Consider the following 24520-nt stretch of genomic DNA (forward strand, 5'->3'; position numbering starts at 1 on the left):
GCATCCCGATCACCGAACCAGAGATCCGACCATGACCATGACCGCCCTGCACCCCAACTTTCGTGCCGTGACGTGCACGTGGCACTCCTCGGTGGTCGGACTCCCCGCCGAGCGGCACGCCGCCACCCCCTTCCACACCCGCTCGTGGGCCTCTCCACCATGTCCTGCGGCGTCCTGGGCGCCGCGGTGTGCCTGCCGCTCGGCCTGCTCCTTCGCCGGGCCCGCGCACCGAAACAGGCGCCTCTTTTCACGTGAAGTCAATCCTTGGAAGGAACTCTGTGTCCGTCTCACGCTTCGTCAAACACACGGTGCCCGTCGCTCTGGGCGGTGCGCTCGCCACCATCGCGCCACCACCCCGGCCTCCGCGGCGAGCTCCGGCTACGTCTACTCCAGCGGCCGCGGTGCCGAGGGCTGGTACTACTACGGCAACGGCCGGGTCTATGCGAACGACATCAAGGCCGACGGTTTTGCGTCTGTCACCCAGGTCTTCGCCGACGACAGCCGTCGCCTCCTCGTCAGCGTCCAGGACTCCGGGGCCAATAACGGGATCAGCGGGAAGACACCTGTCCTTTTCGAGGGTTATCACAGGATCCGGGCGTGCGTTTACAAGACCGGTCACGCGCCCACGAAGTGCGGCGCGATGACCCGCTGGTACGTCGACTGACCTGTGGGTCCATCGGCTGACCCCTCTGCTCCCGGCCCGGGCCGGGTCCTCGTCTCACCGTTTCCGTTCCGTTCGGATCCGCCGGACCACCATTCCTTCTTCCTGGCCCGCTCGGGAGTTCACCTGTGCAGCAGCCCACTTCACGGCCGGTCACCGGCGCCTCGTCCGGACCTGCTGTGGCCGTCCTCGGTTCCACGGTTGAGCCGCCGAGGCGTCCGGTGCCTGTCGGGTACCGCGATGTCCTGCGGGTGCCCTGCGCGGCGCGTCTGCTGGCCGGGACGCTCATCGGACGCCTTCCCAACGGGATGGCCCCGCTCGCGATAGTGATCGGAGCTCGCAGCTCTGGTGCGGCGGTCAGCGCGGCTCTGGCCGCCTTGTACCTGGTGGCCAGCGCGGTCGGCGGTCCGCTGATCGGCCGTCTGGCCGACCGGTACGGACAGACGCTCCCGTTCTCCGCAGCCACCGTGCTGAGCACAGCCGCCCTCGTCGGCGTGGCAGTTGGGTCTCAGCACCCGTGGTGGGCGATAGCCGGCGTTGCGGTCGCCGGGGCGGCCAAAGCTCCGCTTGAGGCAGGGTTGAGGGCGTTGTTCGGAACGGGGTCCTTCATGCCGAGCCGCGCCCACCAGCGAACGGCGCTGTCGCTGGAGGCAGCGGCTCAAGAAATGATCTACGTCGTGGGGCCGCTGCTGGTGGCGGGGATCGTCATGGTGTCCTCGGCATTCGACGCGCTGGTGGCGACGGCCGCTCTCGGTGCCGTCGGCACCGCTCTGGTCGTGACGACGCCGGCCTCCCGGACGTGGACCACCGTCCGCCTCCACAGGTCCGACTGGCGGGGTCCGCTCAGGTCCCCGCAGTTGCGCGGGTTGTACCTGGCCATGGTGGGCGTCGGTATCCCCCTCGGCGCCCTCACTCCCCTCGCGGTATCGGCCGCCGCCGAGTACGGCACACCGTGGCTGTCCGGAGCCCTCCCGGCCGTGCTGTCCCTCGGTGCCGTCGTCGGCGGACTCCTGTACGGGGCGCGGCTGTGGCCGGGCACAGCAGTTCAGCACCTGATCGTCCTGTGCTCGGCTTTTGCAGGGGGCTGGCTGCTGATCACTCTGGCGGCCAGCCCCACAACGGCGCTGGCCGGCACGGTCGTCCCGGGCCTGGTGATAGCGCCGCTCCTGGGCGTCGCCTTCGCGGTCACGGGCGATCTGGCCCCGGCCGGCACCGCGACGGAGGCGCAAGCGCTCTTGGTGGCCGCGCTGGATGTGGGGTGCGCCGCGGGCGCCGCGGCGGCGGGCCTGGCACCGACCGCAGGGCTGCTGCCGGCCGGCGCCGCGGGCGCAGCCCTCATCCTCGTCGCCGCCCGCCGCCGTCTGAGCGTGACCGGTCGCCGTCCGCCCCTGCCCGTGTCCTGACCCCGTCTCAAGGGAGCTTTGTCGTGCACTCGTTCCGTCTCACCCGCACCCTGCCCAAGAATGCAACGGACGCCGCGCTGCGTGCCGACGTCCGCCATGGCCTCACCAGTACTCCCAAGTCGCTGCCGCCGAAGTGGTTCTACGACGCGTACGGCAGCGAACTCTTCGAGAAGATCACCGAGTTGCCCGGGTACCACATCGCACGCTCGGAGCGTGAGCTGCTGGCGGCCCACGCCAGCGAGATCGCTGCGGTGTGCGGCGCACGCACCCTGGTGGAACTCGGTAGCGGTTCGTCCGAGAAGACGCAACACCTGCTCGATGCACTGCCCAGATTGCACACGTACATACCGGTCGACGTCAGCGAGAGCGCCTTGCGGCAGGCCGGGCAGGCTCTGATCGTCGAACGCCCGGACCTCACCGTGCACGCATTGATCGCCGACTTCACCAACGCGCTCATCTTGCCGGATACCCCCGGCCCGCGACTCGTTGCGTTCCTCGGCAGCACCATCGGCAATTTCCTGCCCGCCGAACGCGCCGTGTTCCTCGCCGCCATCCGCGCCCTCCTCGCGCCCGGCGACGCCCTGCTGCTCGGTGCCGACCTGGTGAAGGACCCCTCGCTCCTCATCGCCGCCTACGCCGACTCGACGACCGGCGCTTTCAACAAGAACGTCCTCACGGTCATCAATCGGGAACTCGGCGCCGACTTCGGTCTCGACGCCTTCGAGCACGTGGCCCTCTGGGACGCTGCCGTCGAGCACGAGTGGATCGAGATGCGGCTGCGCTCGCGCATCGAGCAGACCGTGAGGATCCCCGCCCTCCAACTCGCCGTCGACTTCGCGGCGGGTGAGGACCTGCGTACCGAGATCTCGGCGAAGTTCCGGCCCGCCGGCCTGGCTGGCGAACTCGCGTCCGCCGGGATGGCATTGGGGCGGCTCCTGACCTCCCCGAATCATGCCTACGGCCTGGCGCTCGCCATCCCCAGGGAACACGCAGCAGTCCAGGACGCGTCAACGAGCCACAGCACCGCCTGTGTCCGCTGATCCCGGCAGCCCTCCGCCCCCTGTCCATGCTTCTCGAGCGTTTCGGAGTGGCCCCATGGCCTTGCCTTTGATCAGTCCTGACCGGACCCCTGCTGGTGGCTCCCTTTCGTCGGTTCTCCAGGGGCCCGCCGCTGTCGTCGCCCCGTACGGCTCGGGCAAGCACTACCAGAGCGAGTTCGCCGACCGGGGATGGGACTGCGTCGCGGTCACCCCCGCGGACGACGCGTTGCCTCCCCTGTACCGCGGCAGTCTCGACCCCACCGGGTACCGGCGCGTCGTCGTGCACGACGGCAACGTCGACGAGACCGCCCGGGCACTGCGCGCACTCCGGGTGAGCGCCGTGGTCGCCGGGACGGAAATCGGCGTACCCCTCGCCGAGCAACTGGCGTACCGCCTGGGCCTGCCTGGCAACGACCCGCAGACCTCAAACCGCCGCCGCGACAAGGGCGCCATGGCGGCCGCGCTGACGAGTGCGGGCATCGACGCTCCACGGAGCCTGAGCACTGACCGCCTCCGGGACGCCCTGTCCTGGGCGCACTCGCTGGACACGCCGGACCTCGTACTCAAGCCGGCCGACTCCGCCGGATCAGACGGCGTGATCTTCTGCTCCAGCCCCGACGAGATCCGATCGGCCTGGATTCAGCTGCACGGGGTCCCCAATGCCATGGGCGGAAGCAACGACCACCTCCTCATCCAGGAACGGCTCCAGGGTTCGCAGTACGTCGTCAACAGCGTCTCCGCCCCCGACGCCGACGGCACGGCCCGGCATACGATCACCGAGTTCTGGGCCGACCACCGTACCGGCACCACGCACGTGTACGACCGCCTCGACCTGCTCAACCGCGCGAAGCTGATCCCGCGTACCCTCGCGCACTACACAGTACGAGTCCTCGACGCCCTGGGGATCGCCGCAGGCCCCGCGCACACCGAGCTGATCTACGTGCCCAGGCGAGGGCCCGTTCTGATCGAGAGCGGCGCACGACCCGAAGGTTCGTACGACCCGGCGGCCATGCGGGAGGCGGTCGGCAGCGACCATATCCGCGACGCGGTGCACGCGGTGGTCACTGGTGCGCCCAAGAGCCTGGCCTCGGATCGTCCACGCTTCAGTGTCTCCAAGGTGTCGCTGATCGCGCCGCACGATGGCGTGCTCGACGAGGACCTCCTGCGCACCCTGCTGACTCTCCCGACAGTGCAGGGGTACGTCGGCACGCTGGTCCCCGGCATACCAGTGCACCGCACCATCGACCTGTTGACCTCTCCCGGACGGCTGACGCTCGCCGCCGAGAACCCCCGCGCGATCGATGAGGACTACAACACCATCCGCGCCGTGGAGGCCGCCGGGCTGTACGACGGGAGGGCGACATGAGCACCCGGCCCGCCGCCCGCCTTGACTACGCACTCGCGGCCAGCCGCTCCCAAGACCGGGCGGGCTGGAAGATCGACCTGTCTGCTCCGACCAAGAGCAAGCTGAGCGAGTTCCGCGTCGGCATCTGGGCCGACCACCTGTACTGCCACGTCGATGCCGACACCCGCGCTCTCCTGCAGCACGTCACCGGACTCCTCCGCACCGCCGGCGCCGACATCGACGACTCCACCGAGCCCGTCGACTTCGCCGAGAGCGACAAGCTCTTCCAGCGACTCATGTACGCAACGTCGTCCGCTACGGCGACGGATGCGGCCTTCGCCGCAGACGTCGAAGCGGCGCAGAAGATCCCGGTCGCCGACCCGAGCGGGCCGTTCCTCCACTCCCGGCCATGCGGCACTGCGACTGGTGTGTCGCCGACGAGGCCCGCCAGAAGCTCCGAGGCGCGTGGGAGGCGTACTTCTCGGAGCACGACATCATCATCACGCCGGCCACGCCCACTGTGGCTGTCCCCGATCAAAACGAGTACGCCGCCCCCGCAGCGGCATATCACCGTCGATGGGCAGAAGCGCTCGTTCTACGACCAGACCGGCTGGCTCAATCTCACCAGCCCTGTCGGGCTCCCCTCCCTGGTGCTCCCCGCTGGCAGGACCGATGCGGGGCTGCCGCTCAGTGTCCAGATCATCGGCCCTTACCTCGTTGACCGCACCGTCCTCGAGGCTGCGAAGCAGCTCGCAAACAGGTTGCCCAGCCCGGTTCGGCCCCCAGCCTTCTCGGTGTAGCCCCTCGTGGCAGGTCGCACCGTGAGGATCAGTGACGGAGTGCTGTGGGGCAGTTGCTCTTGTCGCTTCATGAGAGGAAAGTAGAAAGCCGAAGCGTCCCCCCTCACCAGCTTTGAGGGGGGGACGCTTCGGCTTCGCTGTCAGAACGGGCTGAGTGGCAACTCGCTCCCGATCAACACAGCGAGCAAGCGGCTATCCGAACTCTCCGTCTTTCACGCTCTCGACGAAGGTATGCCATGTTCCGTGCGGGAACGTGAACGCCCCCAGTTCTCGTGCCTTGCTGTGGCCGACGGCCACCAGGCCATCCTCCGTTTCCTGTACCTCCAGACAGTCTCCAGACTGCGCTCCACTGTGGGACGCCTTGCGCCACCGGTGTACGGGTAGGTCATGCCGCATCACGGCTGCTTTACCTCTTCATTTTCGTTGCGGAACAAGATCCCGAGCGATTTTCGAGATCAGGTCGATCGACTCCGGTGCCGGCAGCGCCGACTCCCGCAGCAGGTCCAGTGAGTGCCGGTACTTCTTCACCGACTCGTCCTCCTCCAGGTAGAGAGCCCCGTCCAAGTACTCGACCTGGACCACGTCGAGGTCCAACGGGTCGGGATAGCTGTACAGGACGAAGGAGCCGCTCGTCCCCGTATAGCCCGGCTGCTCGAATGGGATGACACGAATTGTCACGTTCGGCCGCTGGCTGCTCTTCACCAGATAGCCCAGCTGTTCGGCCATGACCTCTGGGCCACCGACCTGTTGGCGCAGGACTCCTTCAGTGACGATGCAGAGATAGCTGGGAGGGTTCTCCCTATCGAGGACTGCTTGGCGCTGCACTCGGAAGTCGGCGAAGAACTCCAGATGGTCGTCGCTCAGCGTGGGGTCACTCGAGCGAATGACGGACGTTGCGTAGTTCTTCGTCTGAACGAGGCCCGGGAGCACCTGGGTCTGGAAGGCGGAGATGCGCTCTGCGTCCTCTTCTAGGGTCAACAGCTCCTTGAAGTCCGGTTGCAGAACATCGCCATGGCGCCTCCACCAGCTCCTGCGATGTCCCTCCGTTGAGAGAGCGACCAGCCACTCCCTCTTCTGCGGGTCGTGGATGCGGCACAGGTCCATGAGCGTTTCGAGCTCGAGGCGGCTGACCCGGTGTCGACCCGTCTCGATCCGGGAGATCTTCGACTTGTCGCCGTGGATGGCTCTGGCCGCCTGCTCCGGGGTGACACCGGCTGCCACGCGAGCCTCTTTGATCTCGGCTCCCAACCTGCGCCGGCGAGCGGTACGTCGCGCTGGCTGTCCCACGTGTCCTCCTATGGCGTGTCCCTCGGGCCCAAGTGTGGCGGACGGGGAGGCCGCACGGCTACGAGGGGGGCGCCTGTCCTTCGTGCGAGTCTAGTTCCGCAATATGTAGCTCAAGAGGTTGCGGAGAGGCCCTAGTTAGGTTCATCGTAGTCAGGTCACTGCGAGGAGCTACCGCTCGCGGGTGGCAGATCCCAACTTCCAGCTCTGCATGGCTGTTGAGCAGGTACGCACCTGCTTGCTGCCGCGAAAGTGCGACCCCTGCGAACCCAACCGTCGCGTCGGCGAGTCCACAGCTCACCCGCAGCGGCCCCACACGTTCGAGAGGCAAGTCCATGACGACATCTGTCGAGCAGCCTCGGCCGAAGCGACCAGAGGCCAGCGTGACGCCCGAGGAGGCGTTATGTGTCGCGGATAGTCTCCGCGCTGGCTGGCTCCCCAAAGCCGACGCGATCGCACACGACATCGTGAAGGACTGCGCTGTGCTGGTCGTCGTAGGGCCTGGCGTTTACGACAGGGATGCCGCATGTGTCCGGCCGTTGGACGGTCGACCGACTGGCTGGCTGGCTCCCTGCGGCAACCTTGAGCCGGTCAGTGGAAGGGCCTCATGATGCGCGGGCTCGTTGAGCGGGTGGGCTCCAACCTCGGACTCCGCTCCAGTCCACGCCTGAATACCGCCGGGGCGCACGAGGTCGCGCGACCCGCGCGGATCCTTTTCACAAAGCCTGGGTTGAGCAGCTTGCTGTTACGGCCGCTCTCCGGCGTCGGTCCAGTAGTCCTTGAGCATCTCGCCGGGCCACGACGGCTGCGTGACCTCGCCGCGAGGCAGGAACTCCTGGAACACGACCACCAGATCGATGACCGGCGTACCGTCATCGGCATCCAGGTCGGTCACGTGTACGTCGAGACCGTTGACCCGCAGAACCTTCGGGAAGGACACACCGAGGCCTGCCGGGCGCCTGTGATTGTGGTGGGCGAACGTTCCGGTCGCGGGCCAGGCAGAGTTGTCGCGGGGGCTCCGCGCGTGCAGGGCGACATCGTCAGGGGACCGCTCGCTGAATTGCCACACCACTTGGAGGTGGCTGAACTCGGTGATGCCCTGCAGCGTCTCTTCAGGGAAGTCAGGGTTCAGACGGATGATCGACTCGACGCCCCCCTTGTAGTCGTCGAGGCGCCCGGTGTGGCCTCCTACGACCCTGCCGATGACCGGCACTTCGATGAACTCGTCGGACACAAGGGCCTCTTCATTCTGATCTGGGTGGTGGCCTGGCCGGCTACCGCGATTCGTGTAGTGGCCGCGTCAGCCTACGCCGAGCACCGACCGCGCCTTGGCATCGAGCTCGGCGACCGGGCTGCCTCCTCGTCCGAAGAACGGGCTGAGGGCGCGACGCATCTGGACAACCGTCTCCCGGGCCCGGCCCGACTGCACTCCGGTCATGGCGTCGAGGGCCTGTCCCCATGTGTCGCAGGCGGCCTCGAGCTGGCCCTGCTGGACCTGAACGGCGCCCAGGTATCCGAGGGTCACCGAGTGGGTCCGCTGGAACTGGCTGCGTCGGGTGCGCACACTGTGGCGGAACTGCTTCTCAGCGCCCTTCAGGTCGCCGAGGTCGCGCAGGGCGGCGGCGGTTTCGTGGGCGAGGCTGGCTTGGCCGAAGAACCACACGCGGCTCGGTTCGTCGTCTCCTTCCTCGGCTCTGCTGAGGTCGTTTTCCGCCTGGAGCAGAGTAGCCAGGGCTTCCTTGCGGCGGTTGTCGGCGGCCAGGCCGCGCGCGTGGACCACCCCGATCAGTGCTTTCTCTCGCCAGCTGGCGTTGGTGTACCGCTTTCCTGCGAGCGAGTCTGTGGACAGGCGTACGGCTTGCGCGGGCTGCTTGAGGTCGACGGCCTGGTGGGCCATCGCGCGCAGGACGTGGCCGGCCAGAGGGGCGTCCCTGGCTTCCTCGGCCAGCTGTGTGGCGACGGTGAACCAATGCAGGGCCACTGGATGCTCGCCCGCGTCGAATGCGGTCCACCCTGCGAGGTAGGCCAACTCTCCCGCAGCCGAGGTCATGGCGCGCCGCACTTCTTCGGAGGGGAAGTGCCCGGCGAGGTATGCGGCGACCTCGGTGCGCAGGTAGGCCACGAGCGCCGTTCGGCCAACGCCCCGACCGCCGCGCTGCTGGTCGCGGCGCGAGAAGAAGACGGTCATCTCGCGGACGCTGTCCACGTCCTGAGGGGTGACGGTGTGGGTGGACAACGCTTCGCGGGCCCGGGCACGTTCGGCGGCCTCTTCCCACCACAAGTCGGTGGGCAGCGCCAGGCCCGCGACGGAGTAGGCGGAGCCGGCCAGTATCCGGCGGCGGTCCATGTCCATGTCAGTGCCCCCGAGGTTCACGAGCGTCGTCAGCGTGTCGACGCTCCACTCCGGCGACAGCGGAACCGTGCCCCCTTCTGGGGCGAGCCCGATATCGGCGAGCGTGACGATGCGGCCAAGGCCACGCGAGAGCGTCTCGGCCAAGATAGACGGCGCGCGGCCGCTCGGCCGCGCGCCGGCCACCCAGCGGGCGATGCTCGACTGGTTCGTGCTGTCCAGCTCGTGGGCACCGTTCTCGGCGGCAACAGCTCGGAAACGAGCTGTCAAACGGGCCTGAGGCAGGCCGAGTTCCTGGATCACGGCTTCCAGCTTGGTGTTGCGTGTGCGCCCCATGGTGCGCCCCTGTCCCCGAAACGATCTTGCATAAGGTGCATTGGATCCGCGCGCCCCGCGGGATACCGGCCGGGCGCCGAAAGCGGTTGTCTCAGGAAGACGATATTCCTCCAACGCTTCTGGGACGTAGGGGAATCGACGACCTCCTTCACATGGGCCCGTGCGGAGACCGGCTCGGTCCGATCGATGACAGCAAGGCGGCGCAGCCGATGAACGTGCACTACCTGACGCGAAGCCACACCGAACGACCGACGCTTCCGCCTGCCGCCGTACGGCGTGGCACCGCTGGCGATGCTGCGGCGGTACCGGCCCAAGGAGCGTGTATGAAGGTCTCCAACGATGACGCAGACCTCGGAGCAGTGCGCCCGGACAGGCCGGAGGGGTTGCGTCCTCTGGTGCTTCTGGAGGTCTCGTTCGCGGCAGATCCTGCGGCAATCAGGCCCGTTCGAAGGCAACTGCATGCCGTACTCTCGGAGTTGGGGCTCGAACAGGTTGCCGACGAGGTCGTCCAGGCGGCGCAGGAGCTCATGGCGAACGCGGTCGAGCACGGATGTCGCTGTCGTCCGCCGAAGACCACAGTCACCGTCAAGGCCGTGTACCGCGACGAGCAGGTGCGTGTGGACGTGCACGACCCGTCCGACGAACGACCGCAAGAGCGCCCGGAGTCGGGGGAGCGGGAAAGCGGTCGGGGACTGAGCATCGTAGGTGTCCTCGCCGACCGGTGGGGCGTCAAGATGGACCGCGCCGGGGCCGGGAAGTCCGTCTGGCTTGAGTTCGATGCGCCCTTCGTCCGAGGGGAGCAGGCTTCATGAGTGTCCGCGCGCTGACGGGTGTTGATTCCGGTGCCCACCGCAAGGACCAGCCCGTTGTTCGGTCGGTGGTCGTCGCCGCCAGGGAGACCATCGCTCCGGTGCTGGATGAGGAATCTCCTGTCCCCGAGGACGACCAGGACGTGAACTTCCTGGTTCTTCGGCTTCGCGGTCACCTGATGCGGCTCGGTCCTGCGGCTGACACGTCGCTGAGATGTGCCTCTCTGGCCGATGCACTCGAAACTGCCCCCCTGCTGGCGGCGCAGGATGCACCCCAACAACTTCATGAATCTCGCGTGCATCTGCGGCAGTTGGCGATCGCCGTTCAGTCCGTGCTCACCGAGATGAGCAGGGTCGGACTGCCATGTATGCACCAGCCCGAGTGTCCGCCCGCGGATGCAGCGGACTGCCCAGTACTGAGATACAGCCTTCTGTGCAACGGGATCCTTACCTTTCGAAGACACAGGATGCGTCATGCCGAACGGCCGCGTCGTTCTCCCCACCTCGGTCCCTTTCCTCTCCCCCGTCAAAGACGGTCATGAGGAGGTGAATTCGTGATTCCGCCGTCACCGCAGGTGCCGTCGGGCTACCCCGGTGTCCTTCTTTCGCCGGAAGCAGCCCGTCTTGCTCGGTCCGGCACCTGAACCGCCCTCGCACAAGTCCGGAGACGACGAGCTAAGCCGGAGAACGCCTTGCGTATCGCCACGTTCGCCGTTGCCCTGACGACGATCATCCTCGCTGCTCAGCTGCCTCGCTGAACGGATCCGCCCGACGGCCCCCCGTCCTGACCGGAGAGCTGATGACTCCCCTACTGACCACTCGCCACCACTGGCTGCTTGGCTTCGGCGAGACTCTCCCGCCCGAGCTGCCGGGCGACTTCGATGTCGTCCGCGTCGGCACGGGCCTCGGTATGTGCGCGATCGATACCATGATCGATACTGGTCACCGGGTCGGGCCGCTGCTGTGCTGCATCGCCCACCGGTTGCTCCTCATCCCGGTGGAGTCCGGGACGGCCGACCGGTGGCGTGCCGCGCACTCCGCGAGCAGCCGCGGTCCGGCTCTCCGGTGCGGGATGCATGGATACCAGCCGATCTGCCGCAACCGTATCTGGCTCACTCCCCCCAGGCCGCTGGCCGCCTCGACCACCGCCCCGGCAGTGCTCCACGACACGTTGAGCCTCATGCGTGCGCGGCTGCGTGGTGCAGCAGGTCAGCCGTTCAGGATGCGCGCTCGCGAGGCGTGCCATGTCTGAAGGCATGTCACCAGTTCCCGCGGTCAACGGGTGTCGGTCCAAAACCCATTCCGTTGACAGTGCACGCACGGATCGGGCATCCGACGCCCAACGCCTCCTCCGGGAGCTCGACGTGCAGGAAGTCGAAGTCCCGAGGACAGCTGACGCGTTGGCGCACTTCTTCAGTGACCTCTGAGCCAACACCCCACAGGACCCAACGACCGCTGTTGATTGTCTAGCAGGAAGGCCGAGACGAGATGGGACGAGCTTTCTACCGCGCCCAGCGCGGCATCCTGGTGCGCTCCGTGCCGCATGACGGTCTGCCGATCCCTCCAGTGCCGGCCGAATTCGACATCACCCCGCGCACTCCCCCGTCCTGGCTCCCCTGGGTACGCGAGACCTGGAGCATTCCGCAGATCGCGGACGCTGTCCGCTACGCCAGCCCGGACCTTGCCCGTGAGATCGACGACCTCGACGACCGCCTCCTCGGCCCCGAGTCCATCGAACGTCTTGGGCTGGCACTGCTCAGCTACGTCCTGCGCATCAGACACCGGGCCACGCCGTTCGGTCTGTTCGCCGGAGTGGCTGAGGGCCGGTTCGGCCGTACCACCGTTGCGCGATGGGGCCAGTCCCACCACGCGGTGAGTCGAGCCGACGGCGTCTGGATGACGGTGATCGTGCAGCATCTGGAGGCGATCCCTGAGGTACGCCAGCGGCTGCGGTTGATGGCCAATAACGGCCTGCGGGTCCGCGGGGAGCGGCTGGTGCTTCCCTGGCAGCCCCGCTCTCTGGACACGGCCGGGACGGCTGTGCGAGAGGTCTCGATCCGGCAGATCACCGTTGTGCGTACGGCAGTGCAGATGGCGAGGGCCGCCGTGCCCTACAGGGAGGTAGCGGACAAGCTCGTCGCCGACCACCCGGACCTCACGGCAGGCGAGGCCGAGGCGCTGCTGGACCTCATGATCTCCCGACGCATGCTCCTGACCAGTCTCCAGCCCGCCGGCACCGAGACGGATCCGCTCGGTTACGTGGTGCGCGAACTCTTCAGTTCGGGCGCTGCCCAAGCCGGTCAAGCTGCCGAGCTGGCCTGTGCCCTGCGGGAGATCGACGAGGAGATGCGCGCACTCAACCGGCAACAGGCCGCGCCGCCGGACGCCGGACGCCGCCGAACAGCATTGGTCACGCGGATGCGGCAGCTCGCCGACCAACCGTCCCCGTTGACCCTGGACGTGCGCCTAGACGCTGACGTGGTTGTGCCCCGGGCGGTGGCGTGGGAGGCGGAGCGAGCCGCTGGCGTCCTGGCCCGGGTCAGCCCCGAGCCCCGGGGGACGCTGGCCTGGGCCCGCTACCGGGAGCGGTTCCGGCAGACGTACGGCGACAGCACGCTGGTCCCGCTCCAGGACCTGCTCGACGAACTCGGGTTCCCCGAGGACTTCCACGGCACGCGGCGGGCCCCGCAGCCCGCCACCGTGCACCGCGACAAGGTGCTGGTCGCTCTCGCGCAGCAGGCCGTCGCCGACGGCCGGGAACTCCTCCTCGACGAGGAGACCATCCAAAGGCTCGCCGAAGGCCGGCCTCCGGCGGCGGAAGACGCGCCTGCGCATGTGGAATTGGCTGCCGTGGTGCACGCGCCGAGCGTGCAGGATCTGGAGTCGGGCGCCTTTGCCATCGAGGTGCGGCGCGTAGGCCGCGGCTGGGGCCATCTCAGCGGCGGACGGTTCGCCGCGCTGCTCGCCGAACAGAGCTCCCCCAGCGATCTCCTGGGGACCCTGGCCAGACGGCCCACCGTCTTCGAGGGCGCCCTGCCTGTGCAGTTGTCGTTCCCGCCGCTGTCACTGCGAGCGGCGCCCATCACGCGCACCCCGCGTCTGAGCGCCCCACTCATCTCCTTGTCCGAGTACCGCACACCAGACCCGGACGTCATCCCGCTCAGCGATCTCGCGGTGACCCACCACGACGGCCGGCTGATCTTGGTCTCGCGGTCGCGGGGCCAGGTTCTGGAAGCGGCGATCCCCCACCCGCTCCAGCTCGAATGCCAGACCCCGGCCATCGCCCGGTTCCTGGACGAACTGCAGCGCGGGCAGAGCAGCAGGATCATGGGCAACTTCGGCAATCTCGCCGCCTGGGACTGGGGCGCCGCACGGTACCTGGCCGTCCGGCCACGCGTACGCGCCGGTCACAGCATCCTCAGCTCCGCCACCTGGCGCCTCGCCCACTCCGGACTGCCCGGGCAGAAGGCATCAGCCGCGCAGTGGGAAGACGCCTTCGCCGCGCTGCGTGAAAAGTGGCGGCTGCCCGACACGGTGTATCTGGAGTATTTCGATACTCGGCTCCGGCTGGACCTGGACACCGGCACCCACCGCGCGCTTCTGCGTGCGCAGCTCGAACGGTCCCGGCGGCTCGGCGAGCTGACGCTCGTCGAGGCAGAGCCCGAGAGTGCCTACGGCTGGTGTGGCGGCCGCCCCCACGAACTCGTCATTCTCCTGGGCTCGGCTGCGGCAACCCGGCCCGCCCCGGCCATCCACGGTGCGCCGACCGCACACCGCGCTGATGTCCACCTTCCCGGTTCCTCGCGCTATCTCTCCGTCCGCCTGTACTGCCAGCCCCACGTCCGGCCCGCCGTGCTGGTCGACCATCTGCCGGTCCTTCTCTACGACCTCGACCACCCCACATGGTGGATCACGCCGCACGACCAGGACGACCAGCCACACAGCATGCTCAACCTCCGACTGGACCACGCGTCCGACACCGCCAGCGCGCTGGGCATCCTTGGCCACTGGGGCAGCCACCTGGCGGACACCGGGCTCCTGAGCGGATTCGACCTCGTTCCCTACCGGCCGCACACCGGGCTGTGGGGCGAGAACGAGACACTCATGGCTGCGGAAGACGTCCTGGCCGCCGACTCGGCCGCATTCGCCCACCAGATCACGCACGTCCGCGCCCTCTCCCCGCAGGTGCTGGCGGCGGCCAATCTCGTCGCCATCGCAGCCGGCTTCCACCAGGACACGGAGCTCGGCCTGCAGTGGCTCGCCAACCAGCCCAAGTCGGCCACCGCCGCGCCATTACCTCGGGAGCTGGTGCAGCAGACCCGGACACTGGCCGACCCTGCCGCCGGATGGCAGATGCTGCGCGGTACTCCAGGCGGCACCCCCCTCGTCACAGACCGATGGGCACCACGGCATATCGCTCTGGGCGACTACCGCACCGCTGTCGACCACACCCCGCATCCGGACCCCGACCTGGTCCTGCACGCGTTGTTGACCGCACACCTCCGTCTCGCCGGACAGAGTCCCGGCGGCACGTCGTGGCGCCTGGCACGCTCCGTTGCCCTGGCCGCCACCCACCCCCACCGCTGACCACCCGCCCGAGCACAGCGACCAACCACCACACACCACACCAACATCGAATGGATTCGCCATCTATGTCCGCACCTATCGAGGACTACGCCCTCGTCGGCGACCTGCACAGCGCTGCCCTGGTCGGCCGGGATGGCGCGATCGACTGGCTGTGCCTCCCTCGGTTCGACTCCGAGGCTCTCTTCGCCTCGCTCCTGGGAACCGAGGAGCACGGCTTCTGGCGGATCGGACCCGCGCACCCCGGCGGCACCCGGCCGCCGGCCGCCGACGCCCGCCGATACCGCGGGGATTCCCTCATCCTTGAGTCGGAGTGGACGACAGCCCACGGAGCCGTCCGTGTGATCGACGTGATGACCCGCAACGGCGGCACCCCGCAGCTGACCAGGACGGTGGAGGGCCTGACCGGCCGGGTCCGGATGCGCTCGGTGTTCTGCCCGCGCTTCGGCTACGGACGCACGCGGCCCTGGGTGCACCAACTCGGCGACCGTACGGTCGCCGTTGCTGGACCGGACTCCGTCTGGCTGGACACCACCGTCCAGACCTACGTCACCGACCACACCGTCTGCTCGGACTTCAGTGTCTCGGCAGGAGAACGAGTCGCGTTCACAATCAGCTGGCAGCCCTCGCACCAGCAGCAGCCGGAGCTGCCCGACCCGGAGCAGGCACTGGAGGCCGCCGGGACGTTCTGGCGCGAGTGGGCCGAGCGGTGCGCCTACCACGGCCCCTACCGCGAAGCCGTCATCCGCTCGCTGATCACCCTCAAGGCCCTCACCTACGCCCCCACCGGAGGGATCGTCGCCGCACCCACCACATCCCTACCCGAGGAGATCGGCGGTGCCCGCAACTGGGACTACCGCTACACGTGGCTGCGCGACGCCGCGATCACCCTGTCCTCGCTGCTGCGCACCGGCTACCGCGAGGAAGCCCGCGCCTGGCGCGAGTGGCTGCTGCGAGCGGTCGCCGGCGACCCCGAACACCTCCAGATCATGTACGGAATCGCCGGCGAGCGGAAACTCAGCGAGAGCGAGCTGGACTGGCTCCCCGGCTACGAGGACTCCACCCCCGTCCGAGTGGGCAACGACGCCGCCCACCAGCTCCAGCTCGATGTCTACGGCGAGGTCACCGAGACCCTCCACATCGCCCGTACGACCGGCCTCGCCCGCAACGACCACGCCTCCGCGCTCCAACTGCGGCTCATCGAACACCTGGAGCAGCACTGGGCGGAGCCCGACGAGGGCATCTGGGAAGTCCGCGGGCCGCGCCGCCACTTCGTCCACTCCAAGGTCATGGCCTGGGTCGCCGTCGACCGCACCATCAAACTCATCGAGTCCGGCGAGGCCGAGGGCCCCGTGGACCGGTGGCGGGATCTGCGCGACACCGTCCACCGCGACGTCTGCGACAAGGGTTACGACAAGGAACGCAACACCTTCACCCAGTCCTACGGTTCCCGTGAACTCGACGCGTCGCTGCTGCTCATCCCCCAGATGGGCTTCCTGCCGCCCGACGACAAGCGCGTCATAGGCACCATTGAGGCGATCCAGCGCGAGTTGTCCACCCCAGACGGCTTCATCCTGCGCTACCTCACCTCCGGGTCCGACGAGGGTGTCGACGGTCTGCAGGGTGACGAGGGTGCCTTCCTTGCGTGTTCCTTCTGGCTCGCCGACGCCCTCACCATGATCGGCCGCATCGACGAGGCCCGCACCCTCTTCGAGAAGCTCCTCGACCTGAGGAACGACCTCGGCCTCCTCGCCGAGGAGTGGGACTCCCGGCGGCAACGCCAAGTCGGCAACGTCCCACAGGCGTTCAGCCATGTTTCGCTCATTGACACGGCCCTCAAGATCGAAGCCCTGGGTTCGCATGGCGGGGAGTTGTGATGACGATCCCGCTCCTGGATCTGCTGCTGGCGGGAACACGCCTTGCGGCATCCCTCCTGCGCACCCTCCTCCTGGCCGGCTGCTACGGGAGCAGTCCTCTGCAGCCCATAGCGCGGCTCATAACCCTGGAACAGTCGTGGGCCGCGGAGGGCTACGCGTCGTTCACGACGGACAGCGCGCCTTCCTCTACTACTGTTTGTGACAGGTTCCGTTGGCCCCACTCCGGCACGGCGATCTGGCCCCATTTGATCGACATTTGATTTGGCCCCACTGATGCCGCTCTGAGGCGACATGCCCTCGTCCGAGTGAATGGTCTGCGCTGTCTGCCCGATCCCGACAGGGTGTGTCCGTCGTTCACGGTCATGTCGGAGGCCGTGTCCTTGGTCATGGCCGTGTCGGGAGGCCGGGTTGCGTCTATCGCGTATCGAGCTGTTCGAAAACATCCGTCGAGACGTCCGTCTCGATCCGTCGATCTCGCAGCGGGCGCTGGCGGCGAAATACGGCGTTCACCGCCGAACCGTCCGGCAGGCCATGGCCTCCGCGATCCCGCCGCCGCGCAAGTCCAGCCAACGGCAGTTCCGCATCTTGGATCCGGCCACCGGGTGGATCGACGCGATGTTGCGGGCCGATTTGAAGGCGCCGAGGAAGCAGAAGCACACCGTCGAGCGGATCCAGAAGCGTCTGGCCGAGGAGCATGACTTCGACCTGGCGTCGTATTCCACTCTGCGCAACTACGTCCGCAAACGGCGGCCGGAGATCGTGGCAGAGGACCGTGAGGGCCGCCAGCGTCTGGAGGGAATGGTGCCCCAAGCACACCTGCCCGGCGAGGAAGCCGAGGTCGACTTCGCGGACGTGTGGGTGCGGGTGGCCGGTGAGGTGGTCAAGTGCCACCTGTTCACGCTGCGGCTGTCGCATTCGGGCAAGGCCGTCCACCGGGTGTTCGCCTCGCAGGCCCAGGAGTCGTTCCTGGAAGGCCATGCGGAGGCATTTCGGGTGCTGGGCGGTGTCCCGACCAAGCACATCCGTTACGACAACCTCAAGCCCGCGGTCCGGCAGGTCTGCACCGGCCGCAACCGGGTGGAATCGGAGCGGTGGACCACCTTCCGTTCGCACTATGGGTTCGATGCCTTCTACTGCATTCCCGGTGAGGAAGGCGCCCACGAGAAGGGCGGGGTCGAACAGGAAGGCGGACGCTTCCGCCGGGCCCACCTGGTCCCGGTCCCCGACGTCCCGTCGCTGGAGGAGCTGAACGCCCGCATCGCCACGATCGACGAGGCGGAGGACGAGCGGATCCTGCGCGGGAAGCTGACCTCGATCGGCTTCAACTTCCGCATTGAGGCCGAGGAACTCGCGCCGCTGCCGACCGAGGACTTCGAGTGCGGCATCACGCTGACTCCGAAGGTCGACCGGACCAGCCGGATCACCGTCCGCCAGTCCCACTACTCGGTGCCCGCTCGCTTCATCGGAGAACGGGTACGCGTTCTGCTGCGGGGCAACGAGCTGCTGGTCTTCGAGCGCCGGAACATCGTCGCCCGGCATCCGCGGCTGACCAAACGCTACGGATATCGCGACGTGCTGGACCACTACCTGGAGATCCTCCTGGTCAAACCGGGTGCCATGGCCGGGTCGACCGCGCTGGCCGCCGCACGGGCCGAGGGCTCCTTCACGGCCATCCATGAGGCGTTCTGGGCCGCCGCCCTGAAGACCCACGGGGACGCGGCCGGCACCCGGGCCCTGATCGAGGTCCTGCTGCTGCACCGCCGCATGCCCGCCGAGGCGGTCCAGGTCGGAATGTCGGCCGCGATCAAGGCCGGGTCGATCAGCCCGGACGTGGTGGCCATCGAGGCCCGCAAGGCCGAGTCCGCCGCCCGCGACCCGGAGCCGGAGGACGACGAGAACGATCCTCCGCCCTGGGCGGACATCCCCGGCGGGCAGCTGCTGACGCTTCCCACCCGCCGACCCGAACTGCCCGAGGACAACCGTCCCCCGCCGTCGGTGGACGTCTATGACCAGCTCCTGACCCGCCATCCGAAAGGTTCCGCATGAACGACAACACCGCCCTCTTCGACGTCGGTGAGCGAGTCCCTGGGCCTCGCAAGGACGCTTCCGCCGCCGGCGCCGTCGAGACCGTGATCGACGAAGCCTGCCGGGCCCTGCACCTGCCCACGATCCGCTCACGCTGGGAGGAGATCGCGGACACGGCGCTGAAGGAGCGAGCCAGCTACAAGGACTTCCTGGCCGACCTGCTGGAAGCCGAGTGTCTCCAGCGCGAGGAGCGGAAGAAGACCAGGCTGGTCAGGGAGGCGAACTTCCCCCGCCCCAAGCGGCTGGAGGACTTCGAGTTCGAGAAGAATCCGAACGTGACCCCCGAGCAGGTCAGCACCCTGGCCGACCCGGCCTGGGTGAAGGCCGGCCTGCCGCTCTGCCTGATCGGGGACTCCGGCACCGGCAAGTCGCACCTGCTGATCGGCATCGGGACCGCGATCGCCGAGGCCGGGATGCGGGTCCGCTACACGACCACGGCGAACCTGGTCAACGAGCTCGCCGAGGCTGCCGACGAGAAGAAACTCGGCCGCACCCTCGCCCGCTACGGACGCGTTGACCTGCTCTGCCTGGACGAGTTCGGTTACCTCGACCTGGACAAGGCCGGGGCGAAGCTGCTGTTCCAGGTGTTCACCGAACGCGAGGAACGGCGCGCGATCGCCATCGCCTCGAACGCCCCGTTCTCGGAGTGGAAGCAGACGTTCACCGATCCCCGGCTCTGCGCGGCGATCGTGGACCGGGTGACCTTCAACGCGCACATCGTCGAGACCGGCACCGACAGCTTCCGCTTCAAGAAGACCCAAGAGAAGCACCGCAGGTCCTGAGCACAGGCGTCTGAGCCCCGCATGACAAGTTACGCGGGGCATCAACGCAGGTCAGGCCATTGTTTCTCTGGGAAGATCCGCCCGCTGGACTGCCATGGTGTCAACGGACAGCAACGGCCAAACTGACCACGTAGTGCTCCTCGACTGTGCCGTTCGGGAAGATTTCGGTCAGAAGATCGCGCTCAGCAGCCAGGAACGTCCTGGTGCCGTTCTCGCCGAGAACAAGAAAGTCGGAATAGCTGGCTAGGTTCGCGAGATGGGTATCGAGCGGGACGCTCCTGGTCCACACCATCTGGCGGGTGACGATGCTGAGTTGGGGTGGCAGGCCGCGGAATCGGGCCATCGGGTCGGGTTCGTTGTCTTCGGCACCGAAGAGGTGGCGCAGGCGGGAGTCCTGGTCGGCTATCCAGGGCACAGTGCTGTCTGAGTCGTTCCACCAGAGGGCGAGTGCACCGCCGGGGCGCAGTACTCGGAGGGCCTCTGGGACGGACTTGCGCTGGTCGGTCCAGTGCCAGGCTTGGGCATAGGTAATGACGTCGATGGACTCGGAGGCAAGCGGCAGGTTGTTGCCGTCCCCGAGCACGAGAGGGACCTCGGGCAGCCTGAGGCGGAACTGAGAGGCCATTCCAAAACCGGGTTCCACCGCGATGACGCGGGCACCCCGGGCATGAAGGAGGGCAGTCGCCAGTCCGGTGCCGGCACCAATGTCCGCGACCCGGGCACCTTTCAAGGACTGGCCGGCGAGTTCCTCAACCGCATCGAGCAGGGCGGGCGGATACGAAGGACGGTTTGCGGCATAGCTGGCGGCGGCCTTGTCGAAGGAACGGGCCTGCGAAGTGATCGTCATGTGACCATCCTCGGCGGTCCGGAGGCGCCTGGCACAGCGCTTTGAAGCCGTTTCCCCGCCAAGGCGTCGCAAGGCTACCGGCGGCGCCTCTCAGCCCCCGGCAACCGTTCCGGTCGGCGCCCGACAACCCCTCCGCTGCCCCTCGGGACACGGTTTCTGACCCGCCCGGCCCGCTTCAAGAACCGAGGCCGGCGCCCCTTGCGGGGCGCCGGCCTCGGCCCGGTTAGGCACAAGCCGTTCTCCGCCGGTCGTGCCAATGCCCGTCCTCGTCGTCCACCGCAGATCGGAGAATCCGTCGGTCCCGGATCGAACACGGGTCGAGATCCTGTGGTCCGGCGGGCTGTCGGGGCCCGTCGTCCAGTCCGGATCCGATGCGTTTCACGCTACCGCTCCGCCCCCTCCCCCCGGCCAGGGAACCCACTCGTTCGGGGTGGGGCCAAAACAACTTGTCGGAGCGAGGTTGACGCCCCCACGCGACCGGACTCTGCCAGCGAGTGGGGCCAACTTCAGTGCCGGAGTGGGGCCAATTCAAGTTGCCACAAACATCTACTACCGAGTTCCTGGACGCCAGCGCCTTCACAGAGGAGGTCCGGTGCTCACAGCGCCTCCGCTAACGCCGGCGGCAGTCATGTCGCACCCTGCGGTCCTGAACGCGCGGGAGGAGCAGGCGCTGGCGAGCGCCTCCCGCCTGTATGCGCTGCGCCGACGGATCAACGCCGACTCGGCCGCGACCGACGTTCCCACCGTCTACGTCGTGCTGTATGCGCTGACGGATCCGGGAGTGAGCCCGCGCGAGCACCTGGCCGAACCCCAAGGCCTCGCGCTCGCCCACGGTTATCTGGTCCGTGCGCGGTTCTGCGACATCGCCGACGGCATCCGGTCCGGCTGGGCGAAGGCTCAGCGCGCAATCGCCGAAGGCCACGCGCACGGCATCGTCGCCTCGTCCTGCACCGCCGTCGGTGGAAGCGATCAGCAGTACGAACTCGAGCTCCACTGGCTTGCCCGGCACCGGGCGGCTCTGTGGCTGGTACGTCCGGAACCAGCGCTGTGACCGTGGCCTCCCGCCTCCCAAGTCGAGGGGGATTCCGATCAGCCTTCCGGCGCGGTCCGCTCGGTGAGCCGCGCCTCGATCGAGCCGAAGCGGCGTACGAACACCCCGCGAACCACCTTGCGGCTCTGTGGACATCAAGGAGGACGGCATGACGCAGCTGGACGAGACACGGGCCCGGACTGTCGTACCGCTCCTGTACCACCTTCTGGATGCTGCGGAGCTCAACTGCGCTTCACCGAACAAGTTCCGGGTCCTCTGGCCGATCATGGCCGAAGATGCCGCGAAGGCGTTACAAGAGCCACGACTCGCCAAGATCCGGCCCTCCACGGCAACCTACAAACGGTGGCTGGCCGGTACCCACATCCCCCGCGGAGACCTGCGCACCGTCCTTGAGTTCTACTTTGGCAAGAGCGTCGAGGCCCTCTTCCAGCTCGTCCCTGTACGCGACATCGTCCGTCCGCGCCCGCTGGACCGAAGGACGCGCACTGCGGTACGAAGCCTGGACTACACCTGGCCGACGTCCCGGCATGTCCCCGGCGAGCCGGACGCGGGAATCTTCGGCAGCTGGGAGCTCGCCGGCGGCCGGCACTTCGACGGCACCTCGATCGGCGTGCAGATCTATGAGGCTGAGCCTCGCGGCGACGTGATGGAGATCAGCTCCGCGGACCTCCCCCACCTGGAGACCTTCGTCCGCTCCTCACGCAGGGGCGTGATTCTGGCCTCTCCCGGTGCTGCTGGCGGGTTGGGCCTGTATGTGCTGGACGCCGCGCTCGCCCGCCAGAACCTCTTCGTGGGCCAAGACCTCCGTGTGCCGCTGGCGTACCAGCTGGACGACCTGATCTACGCCATCCTCTGGGCGCTGCACGTTGTGGACGACGGTCTGCTGGCGGATGACAATCCCCTCTCTGACCGTGCTGAGGAGCTTCGGCACTATGTCAAGATCAGCAACTCGGCGCCGCCGCGATCCGACATGCCCGATCTCTCCCCCATCGGTGCCGCGTGGCTGGGCTCCAGTCTCTGCGCCCAGTACATCGTCCGGCACCTCGGTGACCTCCCCGAGGTGCCGGCGTTCTGGACCCGCGAGGCAACTGGGGAGGAATGCGCACCATGGCTACTATTCCGCCACAAACACGACTACTTGCAGAATGTTGCCGATCGCTTCGCGGGACCGGGAAGTGCCCTTGGTCGCGCCTTTTGCGTCCCAGAGTCCGCCGTACACTCAAGTGAGAGTTATGAGCGAACCCTTCTGTTTCTCACGGTCGCCATGATGGAGATGTACGGGATCAAGGTGTGGCTGACCACCGAGCAGGAGTACCAAGAGGTCGAGGGGTTCGTCCTGGCACGCAACCAGGCCATCCTGGCGAACTGGGTACGCGAGGAATCCGTCTGGCGGGTCGCGACCACCAGCGCGCGACGCGAGGTAGCCCCCTACCAGGAAGTGATTGGCCACGTGCGGGCCCACAGTCTGGTCGACGGGCCGACGCCGACGGCCCGGCTGCAGGCCCTGGCCGACTACCTCGAACTGGACTGGAACTGGCTGACCGGCCGGAGCCATGGCCTCGCCGAGGAGGGGCTCACCAGCATGCTGCGCCCCCGCAGCCGCCTTCTCACGCTCAAGGCACTCGACCAGACGCTGCGCTTTATCGGCAGCCTGGGCAGCCCAAATGACGGCCGATAAACTCAACTCGCCCTGCTCCAGCCGCGATCCGAGGAATGTGCGTTGACGAAGCCAAGCTCCCCTCCTCCCACGGTGCTCGTGATCAGCCTCGGCGGCACCATCACGATGACCCCCACCACCACGGAGGGCGCGGCGCACCCCACGCTGAGTGCGGAGGACCTGCTCGCGGCCGTACCGCAGCTGGCCGGCACCGGCATCGTCGTCAAGACGCAGTCCTTCACGACCAAGCCGGGCGCCTCCCTGACCTTCGACGAGATCGAGGAGCTCGCCGGCCAACTGCGGGCCATGGACGGTCAGAGCACCTTCGACGGCTTCGTCGTGGCCCAGGGGACCGACACCTTGGAGGAGACGTCCTACCTGCTGAGCCTGCTGTACGCGGGCGAGACGCCTCTGATCATCACGGGCGCGATGCGCGCCCCCTACCTGGCCGGGGCCGACGGACCGGCCAACCTGCTCGCCTCGGTCACCGTCGCGGCCAGCCCCCAGGCCCGCGGCCTGGGCGTCCTGGTCGTCTTCAACGACCAGGTCTTCGACGCCGCGCGGGTCCGCAAGACCCACAGCACCAGCACGAACGCGTTCACCGCACCCGACACCGGACCCCTGGGCACCGTGACCGAAGGCCGCCTGCGGCTCCTGGCGATCCCCGCACACAAGCCCCTCCCGCTCGCCGCGGCGATGACCCGCCCGGCCCGCGTCGGCGTGTACACCGCGTCCCTCGGCGACGGCGGCACGCTGCTGGCGCCGCTCCTCGAACAGGTCGACGGCATGGTCATCGCCGGCTTCGGAGTCGGGCACGTGCCCGCGACCTGGGTCCCCATCCTCCAGGAGGCCGCTCAGCGGATCCCGATCGTCCTCGCCTCCCGCACCGGTGGCGGCACCACCCTCACACGCGCGTACGGATTCCCCGGCTCGGAAAAAGATCTGCTGGACCGGGGCCTGATCGGGGCCGGGCACCTCGACCCGTACAAAGCCCGCCATCTGCTGACAGTCCTGCTGCGCAGCGGCGCCCACCGCGACACGATCCTCGCCACCTTCGCGCCCGCCGGGACGACCGCGGAAGGGCGGGGCTGATGCGGCACACCGAACTGAGGATGGGGCGCACCTTCGCGCTGGCTTTCGATGACGGCGACGACTTCGTCGCGGAACTGACCGGCTTCTGCGCAGAGATGGGAATTCGGCAGGCCATCATCCCGATGTTCCTCGGAGGGTTCCGGGAGGTGAGCCTGGTGGGAACGAACGGCACGCTGGAGGACCCGGAAGCTCCCGTGTGGGACGAGACCGTCCTGCACGCGGTGGAAGCCGTCGGCTCCGCCACGCTCGCCTGGAGCCCGGAGAACGACGCCCTCGCCCCGCACATCCATGTCGCGGTCGGACGCAAGGATCTCGCCGCCGCGGGGAGCGTGTCGCATCTGCTGCGGGCGGAGGTGCAGTTCATCCAGGAGATGTTTCTCCAGGAGGTCCTCTCCCCCGGGATGCTGCGGCCACTGTGCGGACCACACGCTGTCCCGACCCTGACCTTCGCCCCGCACCAGGAAGCCCAGCCCCTGTGACCCCGCCCGGCTCCGCCCCGAGCTCGGCGCGACGGCAT

General features: G+C 68.0%; 21 protein-coding genes. 15 read left to right on the plus strand and 6 right to left on the minus strand.

Annotated elements, in window-relative coordinates; genetic code table 11:
* Positions 1-31 precede the first annotated feature (31 nt).
* From QQS16_RS06355 to QQS16_RS06375, 5 genes are all read left to right on the plus strand, one after another.
* Positions 32-664: a hypothetical protein gene (locus tag QQS16_RS06355; protein ID WP_286060628.1), complete on the plus strand. Its 633-nt coding sequence runs from the start codon at positions 32-34 to the stop codon at positions 662-664.
* 305 nt (positions 665-969) lie between these two features.
* Entirely contained in the window at positions 970-2064 is a 1095-nt protein-coding gene (locus tag QQS16_RS06360; protein ID WP_353479724.1) for an MFS transporter, read from the plus strand.
* Between the two features lie 23 nt (positions 2065-2087).
* Complete coding sequence (gene egtD, locus QQS16_RS06365) at positions 2088-3104, plus strand: L-histidine N(alpha)-methyltransferase (protein ID WP_286060630.1); 1017 nt, start codon at positions 2088-2090, stop codon at positions 3102-3104.
* A 55-nt stretch (positions 3105-3159) separates the two neighbouring features.
* Positions 3160-4470 carry a glutathione synthetase gene (locus QQS16_RS06370; protein WP_286060631.1) on the plus strand — a complete coding sequence of 437 codons (1311 nt, stop codon included), beginning with the start codon at positions 3160-3162 and terminating at the stop codon, positions 4468-4470.
* Positions 4467-5249, plus strand: coding sequence for an amidase family protein (locus QQS16_RS06375; protein WP_286060632.1), 783 nt, complete (start codon positions 4467-4469; stop codon positions 5247-5249). The genes QQS16_RS06370 and QQS16_RS06375 overlap by 4 nt, the downstream gene beginning before the upstream one ends.
* A 192-nt stretch (positions 5250-5441) precedes the next feature.
* On the opposite strand, the gene QQS16_RS06380 is transcribed toward QQS16_RS06375, so the two are convergent.
* The 4 genes from QQS16_RS06380 to QQS16_RS06395 form a co-directional block, all read right to left on the minus strand.
* Positions 5442-5645 carry a DUF397 domain-containing protein gene (locus QQS16_RS06380; protein ID WP_286066237.1) on the minus strand — a complete coding sequence of 68 codons (204 nt, stop codon included), beginning with the start codon at positions 5643-5645 and terminating at the stop codon, positions 5442-5444.
* 18 nt (positions 5646-5663) lie between these two features.
* Positions 5664-6536, minus strand: coding sequence for a helix-turn-helix domain-containing protein (locus QQS16_RS06385; protein WP_286060633.1), 873 nt, complete (start codon positions 6534-6536; stop codon positions 5664-5666).
* A gap of 742 nt (positions 6537-7278) precedes the next feature.
* Positions 7279-7767: a TrmO family methyltransferase domain-containing protein gene (locus QQS16_RS06390; RefSeq protein ID WP_286060634.1), complete on the minus strand. Its 489-nt coding sequence runs from the start codon at positions 7765-7767 to the stop codon at positions 7279-7281.
* 66 nt (positions 7768-7833) lie between these two features.
* Positions 7834-9219: an NsdA family TPR-like regulatory protein gene (locus QQS16_RS06395; protein WP_286060635.1), complete on the minus strand. Its 1386-nt coding sequence runs from the start codon at positions 9217-9219 to the stop codon at positions 7834-7836.
* A 323-nt stretch (positions 9220-9542) separates the two neighbouring features.
* Between QQS16_RS06395 and QQS16_RS06400 the strand changes: the two genes are divergently transcribed.
* Together QQS16_RS06400 and QQS16_RS43890 are read left to right on the plus strand one after the other, a co-directional pair.
* The gene (locus QQS16_RS06400) at positions 9543-10031 is read left to right on the plus strand and encodes an ATP-binding protein (RefSeq protein WP_286060636.1); all 489 of its coding nucleotides are present in this window, start codon (positions 9543-9545) and stop codon (positions 10029-10031) included.
* Positions 10028-10570 (plus strand): DUF6415 family natural product biosynthesis protein, encoded by a 543-nt coding sequence (locus QQS16_RS43890; protein ID WP_502963769.1) that lies wholly within the window; start codon positions 10028-10030, stop codon positions 10568-10570. Before QQS16_RS06400 ends, QQS16_RS43890 begins: the two co-directional genes overlap by 4 nt.
* A 266-nt stretch (positions 10571-10836) precedes the next feature.
* Here the strand turns inward: QQS16_RS43890 and QQS16_RS06410 are convergent, their stop codons facing one another.
* Complete coding sequence (locus QQS16_RS06410) at positions 10837-11007, minus strand: hypothetical protein (RefSeq protein ID WP_286060637.1); 171 nt, start codon at positions 11005-11007, stop codon at positions 10837-10839.
* Between the two features lie 509 nt (positions 11008-11516).
* Between QQS16_RS06410 and QQS16_RS06415 the strand changes: the two genes are divergently transcribed.
* The 4 genes from QQS16_RS06415 to istB all read left to right on the plus strand — a co-directional run bounded on the left by QQS16_RS06415 (position 11517) and on the right by istB (position 19356).
* A complete protein-coding gene (locus QQS16_RS06415) occupies positions 11517-14615 on the plus strand; it encodes a lantibiotic dehydratase (protein ID WP_286060638.1) in 3099 nt (1032 codons plus the stop codon).
* Between the two features lie 65 nt (positions 14616-14680).
* Entirely contained in the window at positions 14681-16489 is a 1809-nt protein-coding gene (locus QQS16_RS06420; protein WP_286060639.1) for a glycoside hydrolase family 15 protein, read from the plus strand.
* 408 nt (positions 16490-16897) lie between these two features.
* Complete coding sequence (gene istA, locus QQS16_RS06425; protein WP_286060640.1) at positions 16898-18535, plus strand: IS21 family transposase; 1638 nt, start codon at positions 16898-16900, stop codon at positions 18533-18535.
* Positions 18532-19356: an IS21-like element helper ATPase IstB gene (gene istB, locus QQS16_RS06430; RefSeq protein WP_286060641.1), complete on the plus strand. Its 825-nt coding sequence runs from the start codon at positions 18532-18534 to the stop codon at positions 19354-19356. Before istA ends, istB begins: the two co-directional genes overlap by 4 nt.
* A 100-nt stretch (positions 19357-19456) precedes the next feature.
* Here istB and QQS16_RS06435 read toward each other — a convergent pair whose 3' ends face one another.
* Positions 19457-20203, minus strand: coding sequence for a class I SAM-dependent methyltransferase (locus QQS16_RS06435; RefSeq protein WP_286060642.1), 747 nt, complete (start codon positions 20201-20203; stop codon positions 19457-19459).
* A gap of 592 nt (positions 20204-20795) precedes the next feature.
* Between QQS16_RS06435 and QQS16_RS06440 the strand changes: the two genes are divergently transcribed.
* The 4 genes from QQS16_RS06440 (at position 20796) to QQS16_RS06455 (ending at position 24482) form a co-directional block, all read left to right on the plus strand.
* On the plus strand, positions 20796-21254 hold the full coding sequence (locus QQS16_RS06440; protein ID WP_286060643.1) for a hypothetical protein: 459 nt from the start codon (positions 20796-20798) through the stop codon (positions 21252-21254).
* 148 nt (positions 21255-21402) lie between these two features.
* Positions 21403-22932: a transcriptional regulator, XRE family protein gene (locus QQS16_RS06445; RefSeq protein WP_286060644.1), complete on the plus strand. Its 1530-nt coding sequence runs from the start codon at positions 21403-21405 to the stop codon at positions 22930-22932.
* A 42-nt stretch (positions 22933-22974) separates the two neighbouring features.
* Entirely contained in the window at positions 22975-24003 is a 1029-nt protein-coding gene (locus tag QQS16_RS06450) for an asparaginase (RefSeq protein ID WP_286060645.1), read from the plus strand.
* Complete coding sequence (locus QQS16_RS06455; protein WP_286060646.1) at positions 24003-24482, plus strand: PPC domain-containing DNA-binding protein; 480 nt, start codon at positions 24003-24005, stop codon at positions 24480-24482. Before QQS16_RS06450 ends, QQS16_RS06455 begins: the two co-directional genes overlap by 1 nt.
* Positions 24483-24520: the final 38 nt, after the last annotated feature.

This window comes from Streptomyces sp. ALI-76-A (assembly GCF_030287445.1).
Lineage (GTDB): Bacteria > Actinomycetota > Actinomycetes > Streptomycetales > Streptomycetaceae > Streptomyces.